Genomic DNA, 16,157 nt, shown 5'->3' on the forward strand with positions numbered 1-16,157 from the left:
CGCGGACGTGAAACGGCCTCCACGCACGCGTGGAGGCCGTTTCGGGTTCCGTTGCCGGCGCTACGGCTTGAGCACCAGGGTGTCGCTGGTGCTGTCGTCGACCGCCTTCGCGGAGAACGACCAGGGCAGCAGCTCACCGTCGGCCCACTTGTCCGTCTGGTCGGTGTAGTGGGCGCTGTAGGCGTGGCCGGAGGCGCCGGTGAGGTTGATCCACCGCGACTTGTCGAGGTCGCCGAGGTTGACCACCATCCGCATGGACGGCACCCACACCACTCCGTAGCCGCCGGCCGCGTTCCAGCCGGTGGCGTTGACCGCCGCCTCGCCGCCGCTGAGCTTCCACGGGCCGCGGTTCAGGGCGTACTTCACGAAGCCGGGGCCCTCGGTGCCGAGGGTCTGGTTCTTCAGGAACAGGCGGTGCAGCCGGCCCCAGTTCCAGCTGTCGATGTCCTTGCCGAGCTTGGCGGTCAGCTCCCAGCGGGCGTCGACCATGGCCCGCTTGAACAGGTCGTCGCGGTTGTGGTCGGCGCCCTTGCGGGTGCCGTTCGCCGGCGTCGTCCACCAGTCGCTCTTCGGCTTGTCCAGCAGGGTGCGGACGACCTCGAACCAGCGGTCGCCGCCGTCCGGCTGCGCCTGGTCGGCGTCGCGCTGACCGCACTCGTAGACCTTGCTGACCTCGTCCGCGGGTCCGGTGCTGTTGACCGGGTCGACCCACAGGCACTGGCCCTCGACGCGCAGCTCCTTGGGCAGCTTGTTGCCGAAGGCGAGCTTGAGGATGTTGCGCCAGACCGCGTTGAAGTAGGCGGCGGCGGCCGAGTCGGCGTCCTGGGTGTAGTCCCAGCCCTCCAGCAGCTTCTGCGCCTCGCGCACGTCCTTGTCGGCGACGTCGATCTTCAGCAGCTGGGGCACGAGCAGCTTGGCCATCTCGCTGCTGTTGTCCAGCTGCATCTGCCGCATGTCGTCCGTGGAGATCTTGCCGCCGTCCTTGATCTTCTGCTCGATCAGGGCGGTGATCCGCTGACTGCGGGTGCCGTAGCCCCAGTCCGTGGTCAGGGTGTACGGGTACTTGTCCTCGTCGATCACGGCCTGGTTGGCGGTGACGACGTAGCCGCGGTCGGGGTCGAACTCGTAGGGCAGCTCGTCCGGGTCGATGTACTTGCCGGTCCAGCGGTACTTGGAGTTCCAGCCCGGAGCGGGGACCGAGCCGTCGTGGCCTTCGGCGCGGATCGGGATCTGGCCCGGCAGCGTGTAGCCGATGTGGCCCTCGGTGTCGGCGTAGACCAGGTTCTGGGAGGGCACGTCGAACAGGGCGGCGGCCTCGCGGAAGGCGTCCCAGTCCTTGGCCCGGTCGATCGCGAAGACGGCGTCCATCGTGGTGCCCGCGTCCAGCGCCGTCCAGCGCAGGGAGACGCCGTAGCCGTCGGCGCGGTCGGGTGCCGCGGCGTCGACGGTGGCCTTCTTGCCGACCTTCACGAGCTCGTCGTCGCGGTCGGAGAGGAGGGGGCCGTTGTTGGTCTCGCGGACGACGATCTTCTTCGACTGGCCGCCGGCGACCTTGATGGTCTCCTCGCGGGTCTCGAAGGGCACGACCTTGCCGTCGTACTGGTAGCCGTCGCCGGTGATCTTCTCCAGGTACAGGTCGGTGACGTCGACGCCGGAGTTGGTCAGGCCCCAGGCGATGTCCTGGTTGTGGCCGATGACGACGCCGGGCATGCCCGCGAAGGTGTAGCCGGTGACGTCGTACTGGCACTTGGCGGAGACGGTGCGGCAGTGCAGGCCCATCTGGTACCAGACGGAGGGCAGCGAGGGCGACAGGTGCGGGTCGTTGGCCAGCAGCGGCTTGCCGGTGATGGTGTGGTCGCCGGAGACCACCCAGGAGTTGGAGCCGATGCCGTTGCCGTTCACGCCGACGGCGGTGGGCAGGTCGTCCAGGACGTTCTGCAGGCCCGCGAGTTGGCTCTCGAGGGCGCTGCCGGAGCCCGTGCCCGTACCGGTGCCGGTGCCGGCACCCGTGCCGGTACCGGTGCCCGTGCCGTCCGTGGAGCCGTCGCCGCCGCCCTCGAACGTCTCGGTGAGCTCGTCGTACTGGCCCTCCTGGACGATGGCCTTGTTCCGGCTGTACGGGTACGCCGGGTACAGGTCGGCGATCTGCTTGGGGCCGAGGCGGCTGGTCATCAGGGCGCGGTCGATCTCGTCCTGCATGTTGCCGCGCAGGTCCCAGGCCATCGCCTTCAGCCAGGCGACGGAGTCGACCGGGGTCCAGGCCTGCGGCTTGTAGTCGTTGGTGAAACCGAGGGCCGCGTACTCCAGCGAGATGTCCGCGCCGTCCTTGCCCGCCAGGTAGGCGTTGACTCCCTTGGAGTACGCCTGGAGGTACTTCTTCGTGGAGGCCGACAGCTTCTCGTCGTACTCCTGCTTCGCCACCCGGTCCCAGCCGAGGGTGCGCAGGAACTCGTCGTTGTCGACCTGGCCCTTGCCGAACATCTCCGACAGGCGCCCGGAGGTCATGTGGCGGCGCACGTCCATCTCGTAGAACCGGTCCTGCGCCTGGACGTAGCCCTGCGCCATGAACAGGTCCTCGTCGGAGGAGGCGTAGACCTGCGGGATGCCGTAGCCGTCGCGCTTGACGTCGACCGGACCGGCCAGACCGTCCAGCGTGACGGAGCCCTTGGTCTGCGGGAAGGACGCGCGGACGGTGCTGATGGACCAGTACGCCCCGTAGGCGAGGCCGCCGATGATGGCCAGCACCAGCACGAGGACGAGAAGGCGCGCTTTGCGCCCCTTCTTCCTGCCGGACTTGCCGGGCTGCTGACCCGAAGAGGCGGTGTTGGTGGGGGGCATCGCTGTCCTTGCTGTCCTAACACGAGCGGCAGGGGCGGGCTGTGCTTTGTACTGAACGCTGGAGCAACTGTAGGCGCAGGGCCCGCTCCCCCTTGACGCGGAGTCGGGTACCGGCGCGCACGGGCGTTCGATCTTGCCAAGCCGAGCGTCAAGAAATCGTCAAGAGTTAGGTAAGGTAACGAAGTAATCGACCGCGGACTCCCGCGGCTTCGTGTGCCATGTATGTGCGCTCACGCGCGCTGTGTCCGCACACCCACCCGCGCCTCGTGGCGTGCGCACGAGCGACCGCGCCCCCGCGCGCATGCTGTAAGCGCACCACGATGCGCGCGGGTGACGTGCGCCAGGGAAGGGAACGGCCGCTGACTGTCCACCACCTCAACCAGCTTCTGCTCGTCTGCTCGCTCGTCCTGCTCATCGCCGTGGCGGCGGTCCGGATCTCCTCGCGCAGCGGGCTCCCCAGCCTGCTCGTCTACCTGGCCATCGGCGTCGCCATGGGCCAGGACGGCATCGGCGACATCCGGTTCGACAACGCCGAACTGGTGCAGGTCATCGGGTACGCGGCCCTGGTCGTGATCCTGGCCGAGGGCGGCCTGGGCACGAAGTGGAAGGAGATCAAACCCGTCCTGCCGTCCGCCTCCGCGCTGGCGCTGGCCGGAGTCGCGGTGAGCGTCGGCGTGACCGCCGCGGGCGCGCACTACCTGACCGGGCTGGAGTGGCGGCAGGCGCTGATCGTCGGCGCGGTGGTGTCCTCCACGGACGCGGCGGCGGTCTTCTCGGTGCTGCGCAGGATCCCGCTGCCCTCGCGCATAACGGGCACGCTGGAGGCCGAGTCCGGCTTCAACGACGCCCCGGTGGTCATCCTCGTCGTCGCCTTCTCCACCGCCGGACCGATCGAGCACTGGTACGTGCTGCTCGGCGAGATCGCCCTGGAGCTGGCCATCGGCGCCGCCATCGGCCTCGCGGTGGGCTGGCTGGGCTCCTGGGGGCTGCGGCACGTGGCGCTGCCCGCCTCCGGCCTGTACCCGATCGCCGTCATGGCCATCGCCGTCGCCGCCTACGCGGCCGGTGCCATGGCGCACGGCAGTGGCTTCCTCGCCGTCTACCTGGCCTCGATGGTGATGGGCAACGCCCGGCTGCCGCACTGGCCCGCCACCCGCGGCTTCGCCGACGGGCTCGGCTGGCTCGCCCAGATCGGCATGTTCGTGCTGCTCGGCCTGCTGGTCACCCCGCACGAACTCGGTGACGACGTCGTCCCCGCCCTGGTCATCGGACTGGTGCTGACCATGGTGGCCCGGCCGCTCAGCGTCGTGCTGTGCCAGCTGCCCTTCCGGGTGCCCTGGCAGGAGCAGGCCCTGATGTCCTGGGCCGGGCTGCGCGGCGCCGTGCCCATCATCCTCGCGACGATTCCCATGGTGGAGGGCGTCGACGGCAGCCGCCGGATCTTCAACATCGTCTTCGTCCTGGTCGTCGTCTACACCCTGATCCAGGGCCCGACCCTGCCCTGGCTGGCCCGCAAGCTGCACCTGGGCAAGGGGGACGAGGCCGCCGACCTCGGCATCGAGTCGGCGCCCCTGGAGCGGCTGCGCGGACATCTGCTGTCCGTCACGATCCCCGAGGGCTCCCGGATGCACGGCGTGGAGATCAGCGAACTGCGGCTGCCGGCCGGAGCCGCCGTCACGCTGGTCGTGCGGGGCGGCACGTCGTTCGTGCCCCTGCCGACGACGGGGCTGCGGCGCGGGGACGAACTCCTCGTCGTCGCCACCGACCCCGTCCGGGACGCGGCCGAGGCCCGGCTGCGCGCGGTCGGCCACGGCGGCAAGCTCGCCGGCTGGCTCGGCACCGACGGACACCGGCACTAAGGACGGGTGAGCGGGGTCCGGGTGCTCGCTTTCACAGGTGCCGGCCCGCTTGACCCCTGTACGATGAAGGCGGCACCTGATCGAACCAACTCTGCCTGACGCAGAGCTGGCGCGACCGTATGGCGGCCGGAACGCCCCGTGAGCCGGGCTCCGGTATCTACCGCAGTCCGCGCAAGAGGACAGCTCTCGGCGCACCCGCACGGCGAACAGCCACCAGGCGGGACCGGCGCTACCAGGCGGCAGAAAGGCACGGCCGTGGCATCCACGGTCACCCCGTCGAAGAAGTCGCCGGAGGAGACGCGGCACAACGCGCCCTCCCGCCCCGGATACGGACAACTGCTGCGTACCCGCGGCGCCTGGACGTTCCTGCTTCCCGGCTTCGCGGCCCGCCAGCCGTTCGCCATGCTGACGATCTCCATCGTGCTGCTGGTGCAGCACACCACCGGCTCCTACGGCGTCGCGGGCGCCGCCGCCGCCGTCACGGGCGTCTCCATGGCCCTGTTCGCCCCCTACAGCGGCCGGCTCGCCGACCGCTTCGGGCAGCGCGCCGTCCTGCTGCCCGGCGTGCTCGTGCACACCCTGTCCGGCCTGACCCTGACCGTCCTCGCACTCTCGGACGCCCCCCTGTGGGCGCTGTTCGCGGCGGCCGTGCCCACCGGTGCCTCGGTGCCGCAGATCGGGCCCATGGTGCGCGCCCGCTGGGGCGTGAAGCTGGGCGGCTCCCCGCTGATGAGCACGGCGGCGGCCTTCGAGTCGGTCACGGACGAGCTGACCTTCGTCCTCGGCCCGCTGGTGGCGACCGCTCTGTGCACCGGGGTGGACCCGGCCGCCGGCCTGGTCACCGAGTCCGCGCTGACCCTGGTGGGCGGTCTGCTGTTCGCCGCGCAGAAGAGCACCCAGCCGCGGGTCGGCGGCGGTGACGGCCACGCGCGCGTGGAGCACGTTCCGGCGCTGCGCGTGCCCGGTGTGCGCGTGCTGGCCGTGATCTTCCTGGGCATCGGCTCGGTCTTCGGCGGCATGCAGGTCTCGCTGGCCGCGTTCACCGAGTCGATCGGCGAGCCGGGCATGAACGGCGTCCTGTACGGCGTCTTCGCGGCTGGCAACATGCTCTCCGGTCTGGCCTGCGGCGCCATCGCCTGGAAGGTGGCCCCGCAGCGGCGCCTGCTCGTCGGCTACACCGCCCTCGCGCTGACCGCCTCCGGCCTGTGGGCCGCGCACTCGGTGCTCGTACTGGCCGGCCTCGGCCTGCTCGTCGGCATGTGCATCGCGCCCGCCCTGGTCACCGGGTACACGCTCGTCGACGACCTGGTCCCGGCGGGCGCCCGCACCGAGGCCTTCACCTGGCTGACCGGCGCCGTGGCGCTCGGCCAGGCGGCGGCCGTCACGGTCGCCGGACAACTGGAGGACCGCCTCTGGGACGGCGCCGGGTTCCTGGTCCCGATGGGCGGCACGGTGCTCGCGCTGGCGGTGCTGGTGGGGCTGCGTTCGCGGCTGGCGACACCGCCCCGCGGCCGGACGGTCGCACGTGGCGTCGGTCACCGCACGCCCGCCACAGTGGACTGAACCCGAGGAATACGTCACTATGGATCGTCGTTAGCACTCATCGAGTGAGAGTGCCAGGAGGAAGACAGTGCCGACGTACCAGTACCAGTGCACCGAGTGCGGCGAGGGCCTCGAGGCGGTGCAGAAGTTCACCGACGACGCCCTGACCGAGTGCCCGAACTGCCAGGGCCGCCTGAAGAAGGTGTTCTCGGCGGTCGGCATCGTCTTCAAGGGCTCCGGCTTCTACCGCAACGACAGCCGCGGCAGCTCGTCCAGCAGCTCGCCGGCGTCGTCGAAGCCCGCCTCGACGACCTCCTCGTCGTCCTCCTCGGACTCCGGTTCGTCGTCGGGCTCGGGTTCGTCGTCGAACTCCGGCAGCTCCTCCTCGAGCACCACCGCCGCATAGCGCTTCTCACCGGGACCCTGCCGTCGGACGACGGCAGGGTCCTCGGCGTTCCCGGATCCGGGGGGCGGCTAGGGTCTGGGGCATGGCGAACAAGGTGAACGCCGAGATCGGCGTGATCGGCGGCTCCGGTTTCTACTCGTTCCTCGACGACGTGACCGAGGTCCAGGTGGACACCCCGTACGGGCCGCCCAGCGACTCCCTCTTCCTCGGCGAGGTCGCCGGCCGGCGGGTCGCCTTCCTCCCCCGGCACGGGCGCGGCCACCATCTGCCGCCGCACCGGATCAACTACCGGGCCAACCTGTGGGCGCTGCGCTCGGTCGGCGTGCGCCAGGTCCTCGGTCCGTGCGCGGTGGGCGGGCTGCGACCCGAGTACGGGCCGGGCACGCTGCTGGTGCCGGACCAGTTCGTCGACCGGACGCGGTCCCGCCCGTCGACGTACTTCGACGGGACGCCGCTGCCCGACGGCACGGTGCCCACCGTGGTGCACGTGTCGCTGGCCGACCCGTACTGCCCCGCCGGGCGGGCGGCCGCGCTGAAGGCGGCGCGGGGCCGGGACTGGGAGCCGGTGGACGGCGGCACCCTGGTCGTGGTCGAGGGGCCGCGCTTCGGGACGCGCGCGGAATCGTTGTGGCACCGGGCGCAGGGCTGGTCGGTGGTCGGCATGACCGGCCACCCGGAGGCGGCACTCGCCCGTGAGCTGGAGCTCTGCTACACCTCGCTGACCCTCGTCACCGACCTCGACGCCGGGGCCGAGAGCGGCGAGGGCGTCTCGCACGAGGAGGTGCTGCGGGTGTTCGCGGCCAACGTGGACCGGCTGCGGGGCGTGCTGTTCGACGCGGTGGCGGCACTGCCGGCGGCCGGGGAGCGGGACTGCCCGTGCGGGCATGCGCTGGGCGGGATGGACCCGGGGATCGCGCTGCCCTAGCCCGGCAGGGACCGACCCGGCCCGGCAGGGCCCGGCGGGCATGCGGAACGCCCGGATCGGGTGAGGGAGTTTTCCCCAACCGGCCGGCGGTCCACGGGCCTCGGCGGGAGACGGCGAAACGCCTCATCGTGGGTGCGCAAGCCGATCCCTCGTCACAGGTGGTGGTCACCGTGTCCCGTTCCGCCGTTCCCTTCCCGCAGCCGCTCGGCGCCGACGCCCCGCCCACCTGCGAGGTGCCACACTTCGCTCCGGTGCGGGTGCGCGGCGGACGTCATCGGCTGCACCGGCTCGTCCGGCACCGGCGGCGTGCCGTGGCCGCCGGTCTCGCGGTCACCGCCGCGGCGCTGGTGGCGGCGGGCCCGCATCCGGGCACCGGGGCGCAGGACGGCGGCCGGGCGCGCGGGCATCCGATGTCCGACCGGGCGCGCGAGCGGCCGGCCGCGCGGACGGTGGCGGCACCCGTGCGGATCGCCGACGCCGCGACGGTGCGGCTGCTGGCGCCGGGCGACCGGGTCGACGTCGTCGCGTCCGAGGAGGGCGCGGGCGGCGGGCTGTCCGTGATCGCGCGGGGAGCGCGGGTGGTGAAGGTGCCGGAGCCGGAGGCCGGGGTGCCGGGGGACGGAGCGTCGGAGGCCGGGATGCCGGGGGCCGGGGCGCTGGTCGTGCTCTCGGTGCCGCCCGCCACCGCGCACCGGCTGGTCGGCGCGGGGGCCCGGGCGCGGCTGGCGGTGACGCTGTGCTGAGCCTGTCAAGTCCCTCATGGGTGGGACCGGACTGGACAGCACCGCCGGGCATCGGCGTAGGTTGCGGAGCGTTTTGTTCCACAACCTGTTCATGTGAGGAGTGCCCCCGAGGTGAGCGCGAAGAAGGATCCGAGCGTCTGGCAGGGCTTCAAGGCCTTCCTGATGCGCGGGAACGTCGTCGATCTGGCAGTCGCGGTGGTCATCGGCGCCGCCTTCACCAACATCGTCAACTCGGTGGTGAAGGGAATCATCAATCCGCTGGTCGGTGCGTTCGGCACGCAGAACCTGGACAGCTACAGCTCCTGCCTCAAGGGCCCGTGCACCGGTACGGGCGACAGCGCGACCGGCGTCCGGATCCTGTGGGGTTCGGTGCTCGGCGCCACCCTCACGTTCGTGATCACGGCGGCCGTCGTCTACTTCCTGATGGTCCTGCCCATGTCGAAGTACCTGGCCCGCCAGGAGGCCCGCCGCAAGGCGCGGGAGGGCACGCAGGAGGTCGTGGAGGTGTCCGAGCTGGAGGTGCTCAAGGAGATCCGCGACGCGCTGGTCGCGCAGCGCGGAGCGGGCCACGACCGCACGTAACGCGAACGGTCCGTCGGCGGGCGGCCGCCCGCGCCGCTCAGAGGTGGTGGGGCGGCTTCTCGTCGAGGAAGCGCTTCAGGTCGGCCGCGCTGTCGGCGTCGGGCCGCTCGCCCCATCCCCGGTCGGTGTCGTCGGAGGTCTGCTGGTCGAGCGGGTCGTCGAAGACCAGCGCGGGCTTCGGCGCGCGGGGCTCGGGTTCGGGGGCGGTGGTCATGGCTCCAGGGTACGGCCCGCCCGCGCGCGAACACGTCCGCCTCGTTCCGGCCCCGCGCGAGCACGCCCGTCTCGTCTCTGCTGTGCTGGGACCCATGACGTCCAGTCCCACTCCGCCGCCCGAGTCCTCCGCCCCGGCCGCCGGCCACCGGCCGCTGCGCAGGCTCACGGCCCGGCCCCCTCACGAGTCCCATCGCGTCGCCTCGCCGCTGGAGCTCTTCTTCGACCTGTGCTTCGTCGTGGCCGTCGCCCAGGCGGGCGTCCAACTGGTGCACGCCGTCGCCGAAGGCCATGCCGGCGAGGGGATCCTGTACTACGCGATGGTCTTCTTCGCCATCTGGTGGGCGTGGATGAACTTCACCTGGTTCGCCTCGGCGTACGACAACGACGACGTGCTCTACCGGGTCGTCACCCTGGTACAGATCGCCGGTGTCCTGGTCCTCGCCGCCGGGATCTCCCGGGCCTTCCAGGACCACGACTTCCTGGTCATCGTGGTGGGCTATGTGATCATGCGGCTCGCCATGTCGGCGCAGTGGCTGCGGGCGGCGCGCGGTGCCGGACCGGCGGAGCGCGCGATGACCCTGAGATACGCCGGTGGCGTGCTGCTCTGCCAGATCGGCTGGGTGGGGCTGCTGTTCGTGCCGGACGCCGGGCGGGCGTGGCTGTTCCTGGTGATGGCGGTACTGGAGCTGTGCGTGCCGACGTTCGCGGAGAAGGACCACCAGTCGTCCTGGCACCCGCACCACATCTCCGAGCGGTACGGGCTGTTCACGATCATCGTGCTGGGCGAGACCATCGCCGCCGCCACGGTCGCGGTGCAGTCGGGCATCGCCGAGAACGACGCGCTGGGCGAGCTGCTGCCGATCGCGGTGGGCGGTCTGCTGATCGTCTTCGCCGCCTGGTGGATCTACTTCGTGGTGCCCGTCCACGGTCATCTGCGCTCCAGCAGGCAGGCGTTCGTGTGGGGGTACGGCCACTACCTGGTCTTCGCCTCGGCGGCGGCGGTCGGGGCGGGGCTGGAGGTGGCGGTGGAACAGGCGGTCGGCAAGGCGCACATCTCGACCCTCGCGGCGTCCGCCGCGGTGACCCTGCCGACGGCGATGTACCTGATCACGGTGTGGGTGCTGCACGCGCGCCACTTCAAGGTGGGCATCGCGCAGCAACTGGTCCTGCCGACCGCCGCGCTGCTGGTGATCGGCTGCACGTTCCTCGGAGACGTGGCGGTGCTCGCGGCGGGCATCGTCCTGGCGCTGGCGGTCGCGACCGGGGTGGTGCTGACGGCCCTCGCGGGCCCGCCGGAGCGGAGTACGACGGCACCGGCCGCCTGAGCGCCCGCCGTCCGGGCCGGCCCGCCGGCTGCCGTCCGGACCGGCCGCTGTCCCGCCGGGTCCGCCTGTCGCCGGTCGGGGGGCCGGGGACCGGCCGACACTGGGGGCATGACAGTTGACGCAGTGACGGACGTCGCCGGGGTGCGGGTGGGGCACGCGACGCGCATCGGCGACGGGTGGCTCACGGGGACGACGGTGGTGCTGGCGCCGGAGGGCGGGGCGGTCGCCGCCGTGGACGTGCGCGGCGGTGGTCCCGGCACCAAGGAGACCGACGCGCTCGACCCGCGCAATCTGGTGCAGCGGGTCGAGGCGGTGGTGCTGACCGGTGGCAGCGCCTACGGGCTGGACGCGGCGTCGGGGGTGATGGCCTGGCTGGAGGAGCGGGGACGCGGGGTGCGCGTCGGACCCGGCCCGGCGCACGTCGTGCCGGTGGTGCCCGCCGCCTGCGTCTTCGACCTGGGGCGCGGCGGGGACTTCCGGGCCAGGCCGGACGCGGCGACCGGGCGGGCGGCCGTCGAGGCGGCGCACGCGAGCGCACCGGGTGCGCGGGTGGCCGAGGGAGGTGTCGGGGCCGGCACGGGGGCCGTGGTGGGGCTCCTGAAGGGCGGGGTCGGCACCGCGAGCACCGTGCTGGAGTCGGGCGTCACGGTGGCCGCGCTGGTGGTGGCCAACGCGGCGGGGTCGGCGATGGATCCGGAGACGGGGGCGCTGTACGGGGAGTTCTTCCAGGGACGGCGCGTGGAGTATCCGGCGGCGGACGTGCACGAGGCGGCGCGGCGGCGCCTCGCCGAGGTCGCGGCGCGCAACACACCGCCGCCGCTCAACACGACGGTCGCCGTGGTCGCCACCGACGCCGGGCTGTCCAAGGCACAGGCCCAGAAGCTGGCCGGCACGGCGCACGACGGCATCGCGCGTGCCGTGCGGCCGGTGCACCTGCTCAACGACGGGGACACGGTGTTCGCCCTGGCGACCGGTGAGCGCCCGCTCGACGCGACGCAGCCGCTCGCGCTGAACGAGGTGCTGGCGGCGGGCGCGGACATGGTGACGCGGGCGATCGTTCGGGCGGTACGCGCCGCCGGTCCGGTGGACGGGCCGGGCGGAGCGTGGCCCTCGTACGGCGAGTTGTACGGCGAGTGGTACGGGGACGCGCGCGGGGCGTCGTAGCGGAAGGGGCGTCCGGCGGGGGCGGTGTCCAGGCGGGGGCGGGCGTCCGGCGGGAGCAAGTGCCGGGCAGGGAGGGGCGATTGTCGCGGTTCTGTCACTGATCGGCTTTTCCGACGTTCGCCGGGAACCCCGCCGGCCGCCGGTCCGCTCTTCAGGGCTGAAGCGGACATCGCACATCACCTGAACCTGGAGCAGCCCGTGACAACGCAGGACATATCAGCGCGTCGTGCACTGGTGGCCTGCGCCGCCCTCGTGGTCGGCGCCCTGACCCTCACCGCCTGCGGCGGCAGCGCCAGCGCCGACGACAAGAGCGGCGGTGACGGCAAGGACGGCACCGGCTCGGTCAAGACCTCCGTGGCGAAGGTCGTGATCTCCGCGAAGGACGGGTCGACCGGTGCGTCGATCAACGCCACCGGCGTGAAGGTCAGCGACGGCAAGCTGACCGACGTGAAGATGACGGTCGCGGGGGCGGGCACGGCCGTACCGGGCTCGCTGTCCGCCGACGGCACGAGCTGGAAGCCGAAGGAGCAGCTGGAGCGCGGCACGAAGTACCGGATCAGCGCGACCGCGAAGGACGCGAACGGCCTGCCGGCCGCTGCCGACTCGACCTTCACCACCGTCTCCTCGGACAACAGCTTCATCGGCACGTACACCCCGGACGGGGGCGCCACGGTGGGGGTGGGCATGCCGGTGTCGTTCACGTTCGACAAGGAGATCGGCGACAAGAAGGCCGTGCAGTCCCACATCTCGGTCACCTCCAGCAGCGGGCAGGAGGTGGTCGGGCACTGGTTCGGCTCGCAGCGGCTCGACTTCCGGCCCGACGACTACTGGAAGGCCGGCTCCAAAGTCACGATGAAGATCGACCTGGACGGGGTGGAGGGCGCGAACGGCGTCTTCGGCGTGCAGAAGAAGACCGTCACCTTCACCGTGGGCCGCTCGCAGGTCTCCACGGTCGACGTGAACACGCAGACCATGACGGTCGTGCGCGACGGCGAGACGGTCAAGTCGGTCCCGATCTCGGCGGGCAGCGCGGAGAACCCGACGTACAACGGCAAGATGGTGATCTCCGAGAAGTCCCTCCAGACGCACATGGACGGCTCGACGGTCGGCTTCGGCGGCGAGTACGACATCCCGGACGTGCCGCACGCCATGCGGCTGAGCAGCAGCGGCACCTTCATCCACGGCAACTACTGGTATCTGCAGGGCAATCCGCCCTTCGGCCGCCAGGGCACCAGCCACGGCTGCGTGGGGCTGCGGGACGTCCAGGGCGGCCAGGGCGACACGCCGAGCAAGTGGTTCTACGACCACTCGCTCATCGGGGACGTGGTCATCGTCAAGAACTCCCCGGACGACACGATCGCGCCCGACAACGGCCTCAACGGCTGGAACATGGGCTGGAGCGAGTGGGTCGCCGGCAGCGCCGTCTGATCCCGGCCGGGTTCGGCCGATAGGCACGCTGAGCAGCGATTTTTGACGGTTCGCCGGGTCGCGCGGGAACTCCTCGCGCGACCCGCGCGTTTTTCGTGCGTACGTTTTCCCGGTTCCCAAACATGATGTCCGACCGAGGGGCTACGGTATGCACCCACCAGGTGACATGCAGCAACGCCGGGAGAAACCTTGAGCGTTCCGTACGAGACGGCAGCGTACGAACCAGCCGAGTCGCCCGAGTCTCCGGAGGAGCACCTCATGCGACTGCTCGGCCGCGCCCTGAACTCGTTCGAGCTGCCCGACGAGACGATACGGCGACTGGACTGCGCGCTGGCGCACGACGGTTCGCTGCACTCCGCGCACCACAGCGCGGGACTGCATCGCGAGACGTACCGGCACACGTGGCTGCTCGCCGACGGCTCGGCACTCACCCTCTGGGAGCTCGTCCACAACACCGCCCCGGGCGGTGAGGCGCAGCACGAGGTGTACGTCGACGAGGAGGAGCTGCGCGCCGCCACCGCGAGGCTGGCGCTGCCGCCGGACACGCCGGACTTCGAACTGCCCGTGCCGGTGCAGCTGTCGCCGATCCCCACCCCGCGGCACGTCTACGTCCAGGGCGGCTCGGCGGACCACGCCCGCCGGCTGCTGCGGCGCGCGGAGAACGCGGACCGGCCCGGCGCGGACACCGCCGCCCTGCTGGCCACGGCGACCGCCCACCAGATCACGCAGGCCTTCGGCGGCCCCGGCCGCACGGGCCGCCCCGCGGTCGGCTTCTCGCTCTACGAGCACGCCTTCCTGCTGCGTGACGGCGCCGAGGTCTCCCTGTGGGAGGTCGAGCACACGGCCACGCCCGACGGGCGGCACATGTGCGAGGTGTACGTCAGCGAGGACGCGGCCCGCCGGGCCATGGAGCGGCGCGCGGCGCAGGTGTCCTGAACCGCCGTCACCGGCCGGTCGTACGACAGCCGGGCCGGGCCCTCGTCGGACCCGGCCCGGCTGTCACCGTGCCCACAGGCTTCCTCAGGCCGCCACCGGCTCCTTCGTCCCCGCCGTCGAGGCCGACGGGGCCCCGTCGCCGCTTCCCGGTGCCGCCGTTCCGGGCGCCTGCTTGCGCAGCCCCTTGAGGACGATCACCAGGGCCGTGGTGACGCAGACGCCGGCCGCGATGGCGACCAGGTAGAGCAGCGGGTTGCCGATCAGCGGGACCACGAAGATGCCGCCGTGCGGGGCGCGCAGCGTCGCGCCGAAGGCCATCGACAGGGCGCCGGTGAGCGCGCCGCCCACCATCGAGGAGGGGATGACCCGCAGCGGGTCGGCCGCGGCGAACGGGATCGCGCCCTCGGAGATGAAGGAGGCGCCCAGCACCCAGGCGGCCTTGCCGTTCTCGCGCTCGGCGGCGTTGAACAGCCGGCCGCGCACGGTCGTGGCCAGGGCCATCGCCAGCGGCGGGACCATGCCGGCCGCCATGACCGCCGCCATGATCTTCATCGCCGAGTCGCTGGGGTCGCTGACCGCGATGCCGGCCGTGGCGAAGGCGTAGGCGACCTTGTTGACCGGGCCGCCGAGGTCGAAGCACATCATCAGGCCGAGCAGCGCGCCGAGCAGGACGGCGTTGGCGCCGGACAGTCCGCTCAGCCAGTCGGTCATCGCCTTCTGCGCGGACGCGATGGGTTTGCCGATCACCACGAACATCAGGAAGCCGACGACCGCCGAGGAGACCAGCGGGATTACCACCACCGGCATGATGCCGCGCAGCGCGGCCGGGATCCGCACCCGCTGGATCGCCATCACCACGGCACCGGAGATCAGACCGGCCGCCAGACCGCCGAGGAAGCCCGCGTTGATGGTCAGCGCGATCGAGCCGCCGACGAAGCCGGGGACGAGGCCGGGCCGGTCGGCCATGCCGTAGGCGATGTAACCGGCCAGGACCGGGACGAGGAAGCCGAACGCCACGCCGCCGATCTGGAAGAGCAGCGCCGCCCAGCTGTCGGCCTGCGACCACACGAAGTGGTCCATCACCGACGGCGCCTTGTTGATCTCGTAGCCGCCGATCGCGAAGCCGAGGGCGATGAGCAGACCGCCCGCCGCGACGAAGGGCACCATGTAACTGACGCCCGACATCAGCCACTTGCGCAGCTTGGTGCCGTAGCCCTCGCCGGGCTCGCCGCCGCGCTCGACGGGCGTCGCGCCCGGGGACGCGGAGGTGACCTCGCCGCGGGCCGCCTTGCCGCGGACCTCGGTGATCAGCTCGCCGGGGCGGTTGATGGCCGCCTTGACGCCGGTGTCGACGGTGGCCTTCCCGGCGAAGCGGTCCTTGTCGCGCACGGGCACGTCGTGGGCGAAGATCACGCCGTCCGCCGCCTCGATCACCGCCGGGTCGAGCCGGGTGAAGCCGGCCGAGCCCTGGGTCTCGACGGCGATCTCGACGCCCGCCTCGCGGCCCGCGTTCTCCAGCGACTCGGCCGCCATGTAGGTGTGGGCGATGCCGGTGGGGCAGGAGGTGACGGCGACGATGCGGAAGGGCCGCTCGGGCTCCGCCGCCGGCGTCTCGTCGCTCTCGACGCCGCTCGTGGCGCTGCTCGCCGTGCTGCCCGTGGCGGTCTCGGCGGAGGCCGCCGCCGAGACCGCCACGGAGTCCTCGTCGCCGTCGGAAGCCGCCGGCTCCTCCCCGCGGATCAGCGCCGCGGCGGCCCCGGCGTCGCCCACCGAGCGGAGCGCGGCCGTGAACTCGGCGTTCATCAGCTGCCGGGCCAGGGACGAGAGGATCGTCAGGTGGGCGTCGTCGGCGCCCGCCGGAGCGGCGATCAGGAAGATCAGGTCGGCCGGGCCGTCCGCCGCGCCGAAGTCGATGCCGGGCGCGCTGCGGCCGAAGGCGAGGGTCGGCTCGGTGACGTGCTCGCTGCGGCAGTGCGGGATGCCGATGCCGCCGTCCAGGCCGGTCGGCATCTGTGCCTCGCGGGCGGCCACGTCGGCGAGGAAGCCCTCCAGGTCGGTCACCCGGCCCTGGGCCACCATGCGTTCGGCGAGGGCGCGCGCCGCCGCTTCCTTGGTGTCGGCGGACAGGTCGAGGTCGACCAGATCCGCGGTGATCATGTCGCTCATCGCGGGCTCCTTAGCTCGCGTATCGCC

At 72.0% G+C, this 16,157-nt stretch carries 13 protein-coding genes; 10 read left to right on the top strand and 3 right to left on the bottom strand.

Annotated features, from left to right (window positions below; translation table 11 throughout):
- Window positions 1-60 precede the first annotated feature (60 nt).
- The gene (locus ACIRG6_RS20100) at window positions 61-2,838 is read right to left on the bottom strand and encodes a penicillin acylase family protein (RefSeq protein ID WP_364818273.1); all 2,778 of its coding nucleotides are present in this window, start codon (window positions 2,836-2,838) and stop codon (window positions 61-63) included.
- A 320-nt stretch (window positions 2,839-3,158) separates the two neighbouring features.
- Here ACIRG6_RS20100 and ACIRG6_RS20105 point away from each other — a divergent pair, with 320 nt between their 5' ends.
- The 6 genes from ACIRG6_RS20105 to mscL all read left to right on the top strand — a co-directional run bounded on the left by ACIRG6_RS20105 (window position 3,159) and on the right by mscL (window position 8,895).
- Window positions 3,159-4,697 (top strand): potassium/proton antiporter, encoded by a 1,539-nt coding sequence (locus tag ACIRG6_RS20105; RefSeq protein ID WP_364818271.1) that lies wholly within the window; start codon window positions 3,159-3,161, stop codon window positions 4,695-4,697.
- A gap of 255 nt (window positions 4,698-4,952) precedes the next feature.
- Window positions 4,953-6,260, top strand: a complete 1,308-nt coding sequence (locus ACIRG6_RS20110) for an MFS transporter (RefSeq protein WP_364673699.1) — start codon at window positions 4,953-4,955, stop codon at window positions 6,258-6,260.
- 67 nt (window positions 6,261-6,327) lie between these two features.
- Window positions 6,328-6,645 carry an FmdB family zinc ribbon protein gene (locus tag ACIRG6_RS20115; protein ID WP_364673702.1) on the top strand — a complete coding sequence of 106 codons (318 nt, stop codon included), beginning with the start codon at window positions 6,328-6,330 and terminating at the stop codon, window positions 6,643-6,645.
- A gap of 82 nt (window positions 6,646-6,727) precedes the next feature.
- Window positions 6,728-7,570: an S-methyl-5'-thioadenosine phosphorylase gene (locus ACIRG6_RS20120; RefSeq protein ID WP_318213243.1), complete on the top strand. Its 843-nt coding sequence runs from the start codon at window positions 6,728-6,730 to the stop codon at window positions 7,568-7,570.
- Window positions 7,571-7,740: 170 nt separating this feature from the next.
- Window positions 7,741-8,313 (top strand): RcpC/CpaB family pilus assembly protein, encoded by a 573-nt coding sequence (locus tag ACIRG6_RS20125; RefSeq protein ID WP_364673705.1) that lies wholly within the window; start codon window positions 7,741-7,743, stop codon window positions 8,311-8,313.
- Window positions 8,314-8,424: 111 nt separating this feature from the next.
- Window positions 8,425-8,895 (top strand): large conductance mechanosensitive channel protein MscL, encoded by a 471-nt coding sequence (gene mscL / locus ACIRG6_RS20130; protein WP_239766006.1) that lies wholly within the window; start codon window positions 8,425-8,427, stop codon window positions 8,893-8,895.
- A 37-nt stretch (window positions 8,896-8,932) separates the two neighbouring features.
- On the opposite strand, the gene ACIRG6_RS20135 is transcribed toward mscL, so the two are convergent.
- Window positions 8,933-9,109, bottom strand: a complete 177-nt coding sequence (locus ACIRG6_RS20135; protein ID WP_364673708.1) for a hypothetical protein — start codon at window positions 9,107-9,109, stop codon at window positions 8,933-8,935.
- 94 nt (window positions 9,110-9,203) lie between these two features.
- On the opposite strand from ACIRG6_RS20135, the gene ACIRG6_RS20140 reads away from it, so the two are divergent.
- The 4 genes from ACIRG6_RS20140 to ACIRG6_RS20155 all read left to right on the top strand — a co-directional run bounded on the left by ACIRG6_RS20140 (window position 9,204) and on the right by ACIRG6_RS20155 (window position 13,964).
- Complete coding sequence (locus ACIRG6_RS20140; protein WP_364673711.1) at window positions 9,204-10,436, top strand: low temperature requirement protein A; 1,233 nt, start codon at window positions 9,204-9,206, stop codon at window positions 10,434-10,436.
- Between the two features lie 108 nt (window positions 10,437-10,544).
- Window positions 10,545-11,600, top strand: a complete 1,056-nt coding sequence (locus ACIRG6_RS20145) for a P1 family peptidase (protein ID WP_365021543.1) — start codon at window positions 10,545-10,547, stop codon at window positions 11,598-11,600.
- A gap of 198 nt (window positions 11,601-11,798) precedes the next feature.
- Window positions 11,799-13,028 (top strand): L,D-transpeptidase family protein, encoded by a 1,230-nt coding sequence (locus ACIRG6_RS20150; RefSeq protein ID WP_350717297.1) that lies wholly within the window; start codon window positions 11,799-11,801, stop codon window positions 13,026-13,028.
- 189 nt (window positions 13,029-13,217) lie between these two features.
- Window positions 13,218-13,964 (top strand): DUF6227 family protein, encoded by a 747-nt coding sequence (locus ACIRG6_RS20155; protein ID WP_364673718.1) that lies wholly within the window; start codon window positions 13,218-13,220, stop codon window positions 13,962-13,964.
- Window positions 13,965-14,048: 84 nt separating this feature from the next.
- Here ACIRG6_RS20155 and ACIRG6_RS20160 read toward each other — a convergent pair whose 3' ends face one another.
- Window positions 14,049-16,130: a PTS fructose transporter subunit IIABC gene (locus ACIRG6_RS20160; RefSeq protein WP_364818263.1), complete on the bottom strand. Its 2,082-nt coding sequence runs from the start codon at window positions 16,128-16,130 to the stop codon at window positions 14,049-14,051.
- Between the last annotated feature and the right edge of the window lie 27 nt (window positions 16,131-16,157).

This window comes from Streptomyces flaveolus (genome assembly GCF_044765825.1).
GTDB classification, from domain to species: Bacteria; Actinomycetota; Actinomycetes; order Streptomycetales; family Streptomycetaceae; genus Streptomyces; species Streptomyces flaveolus.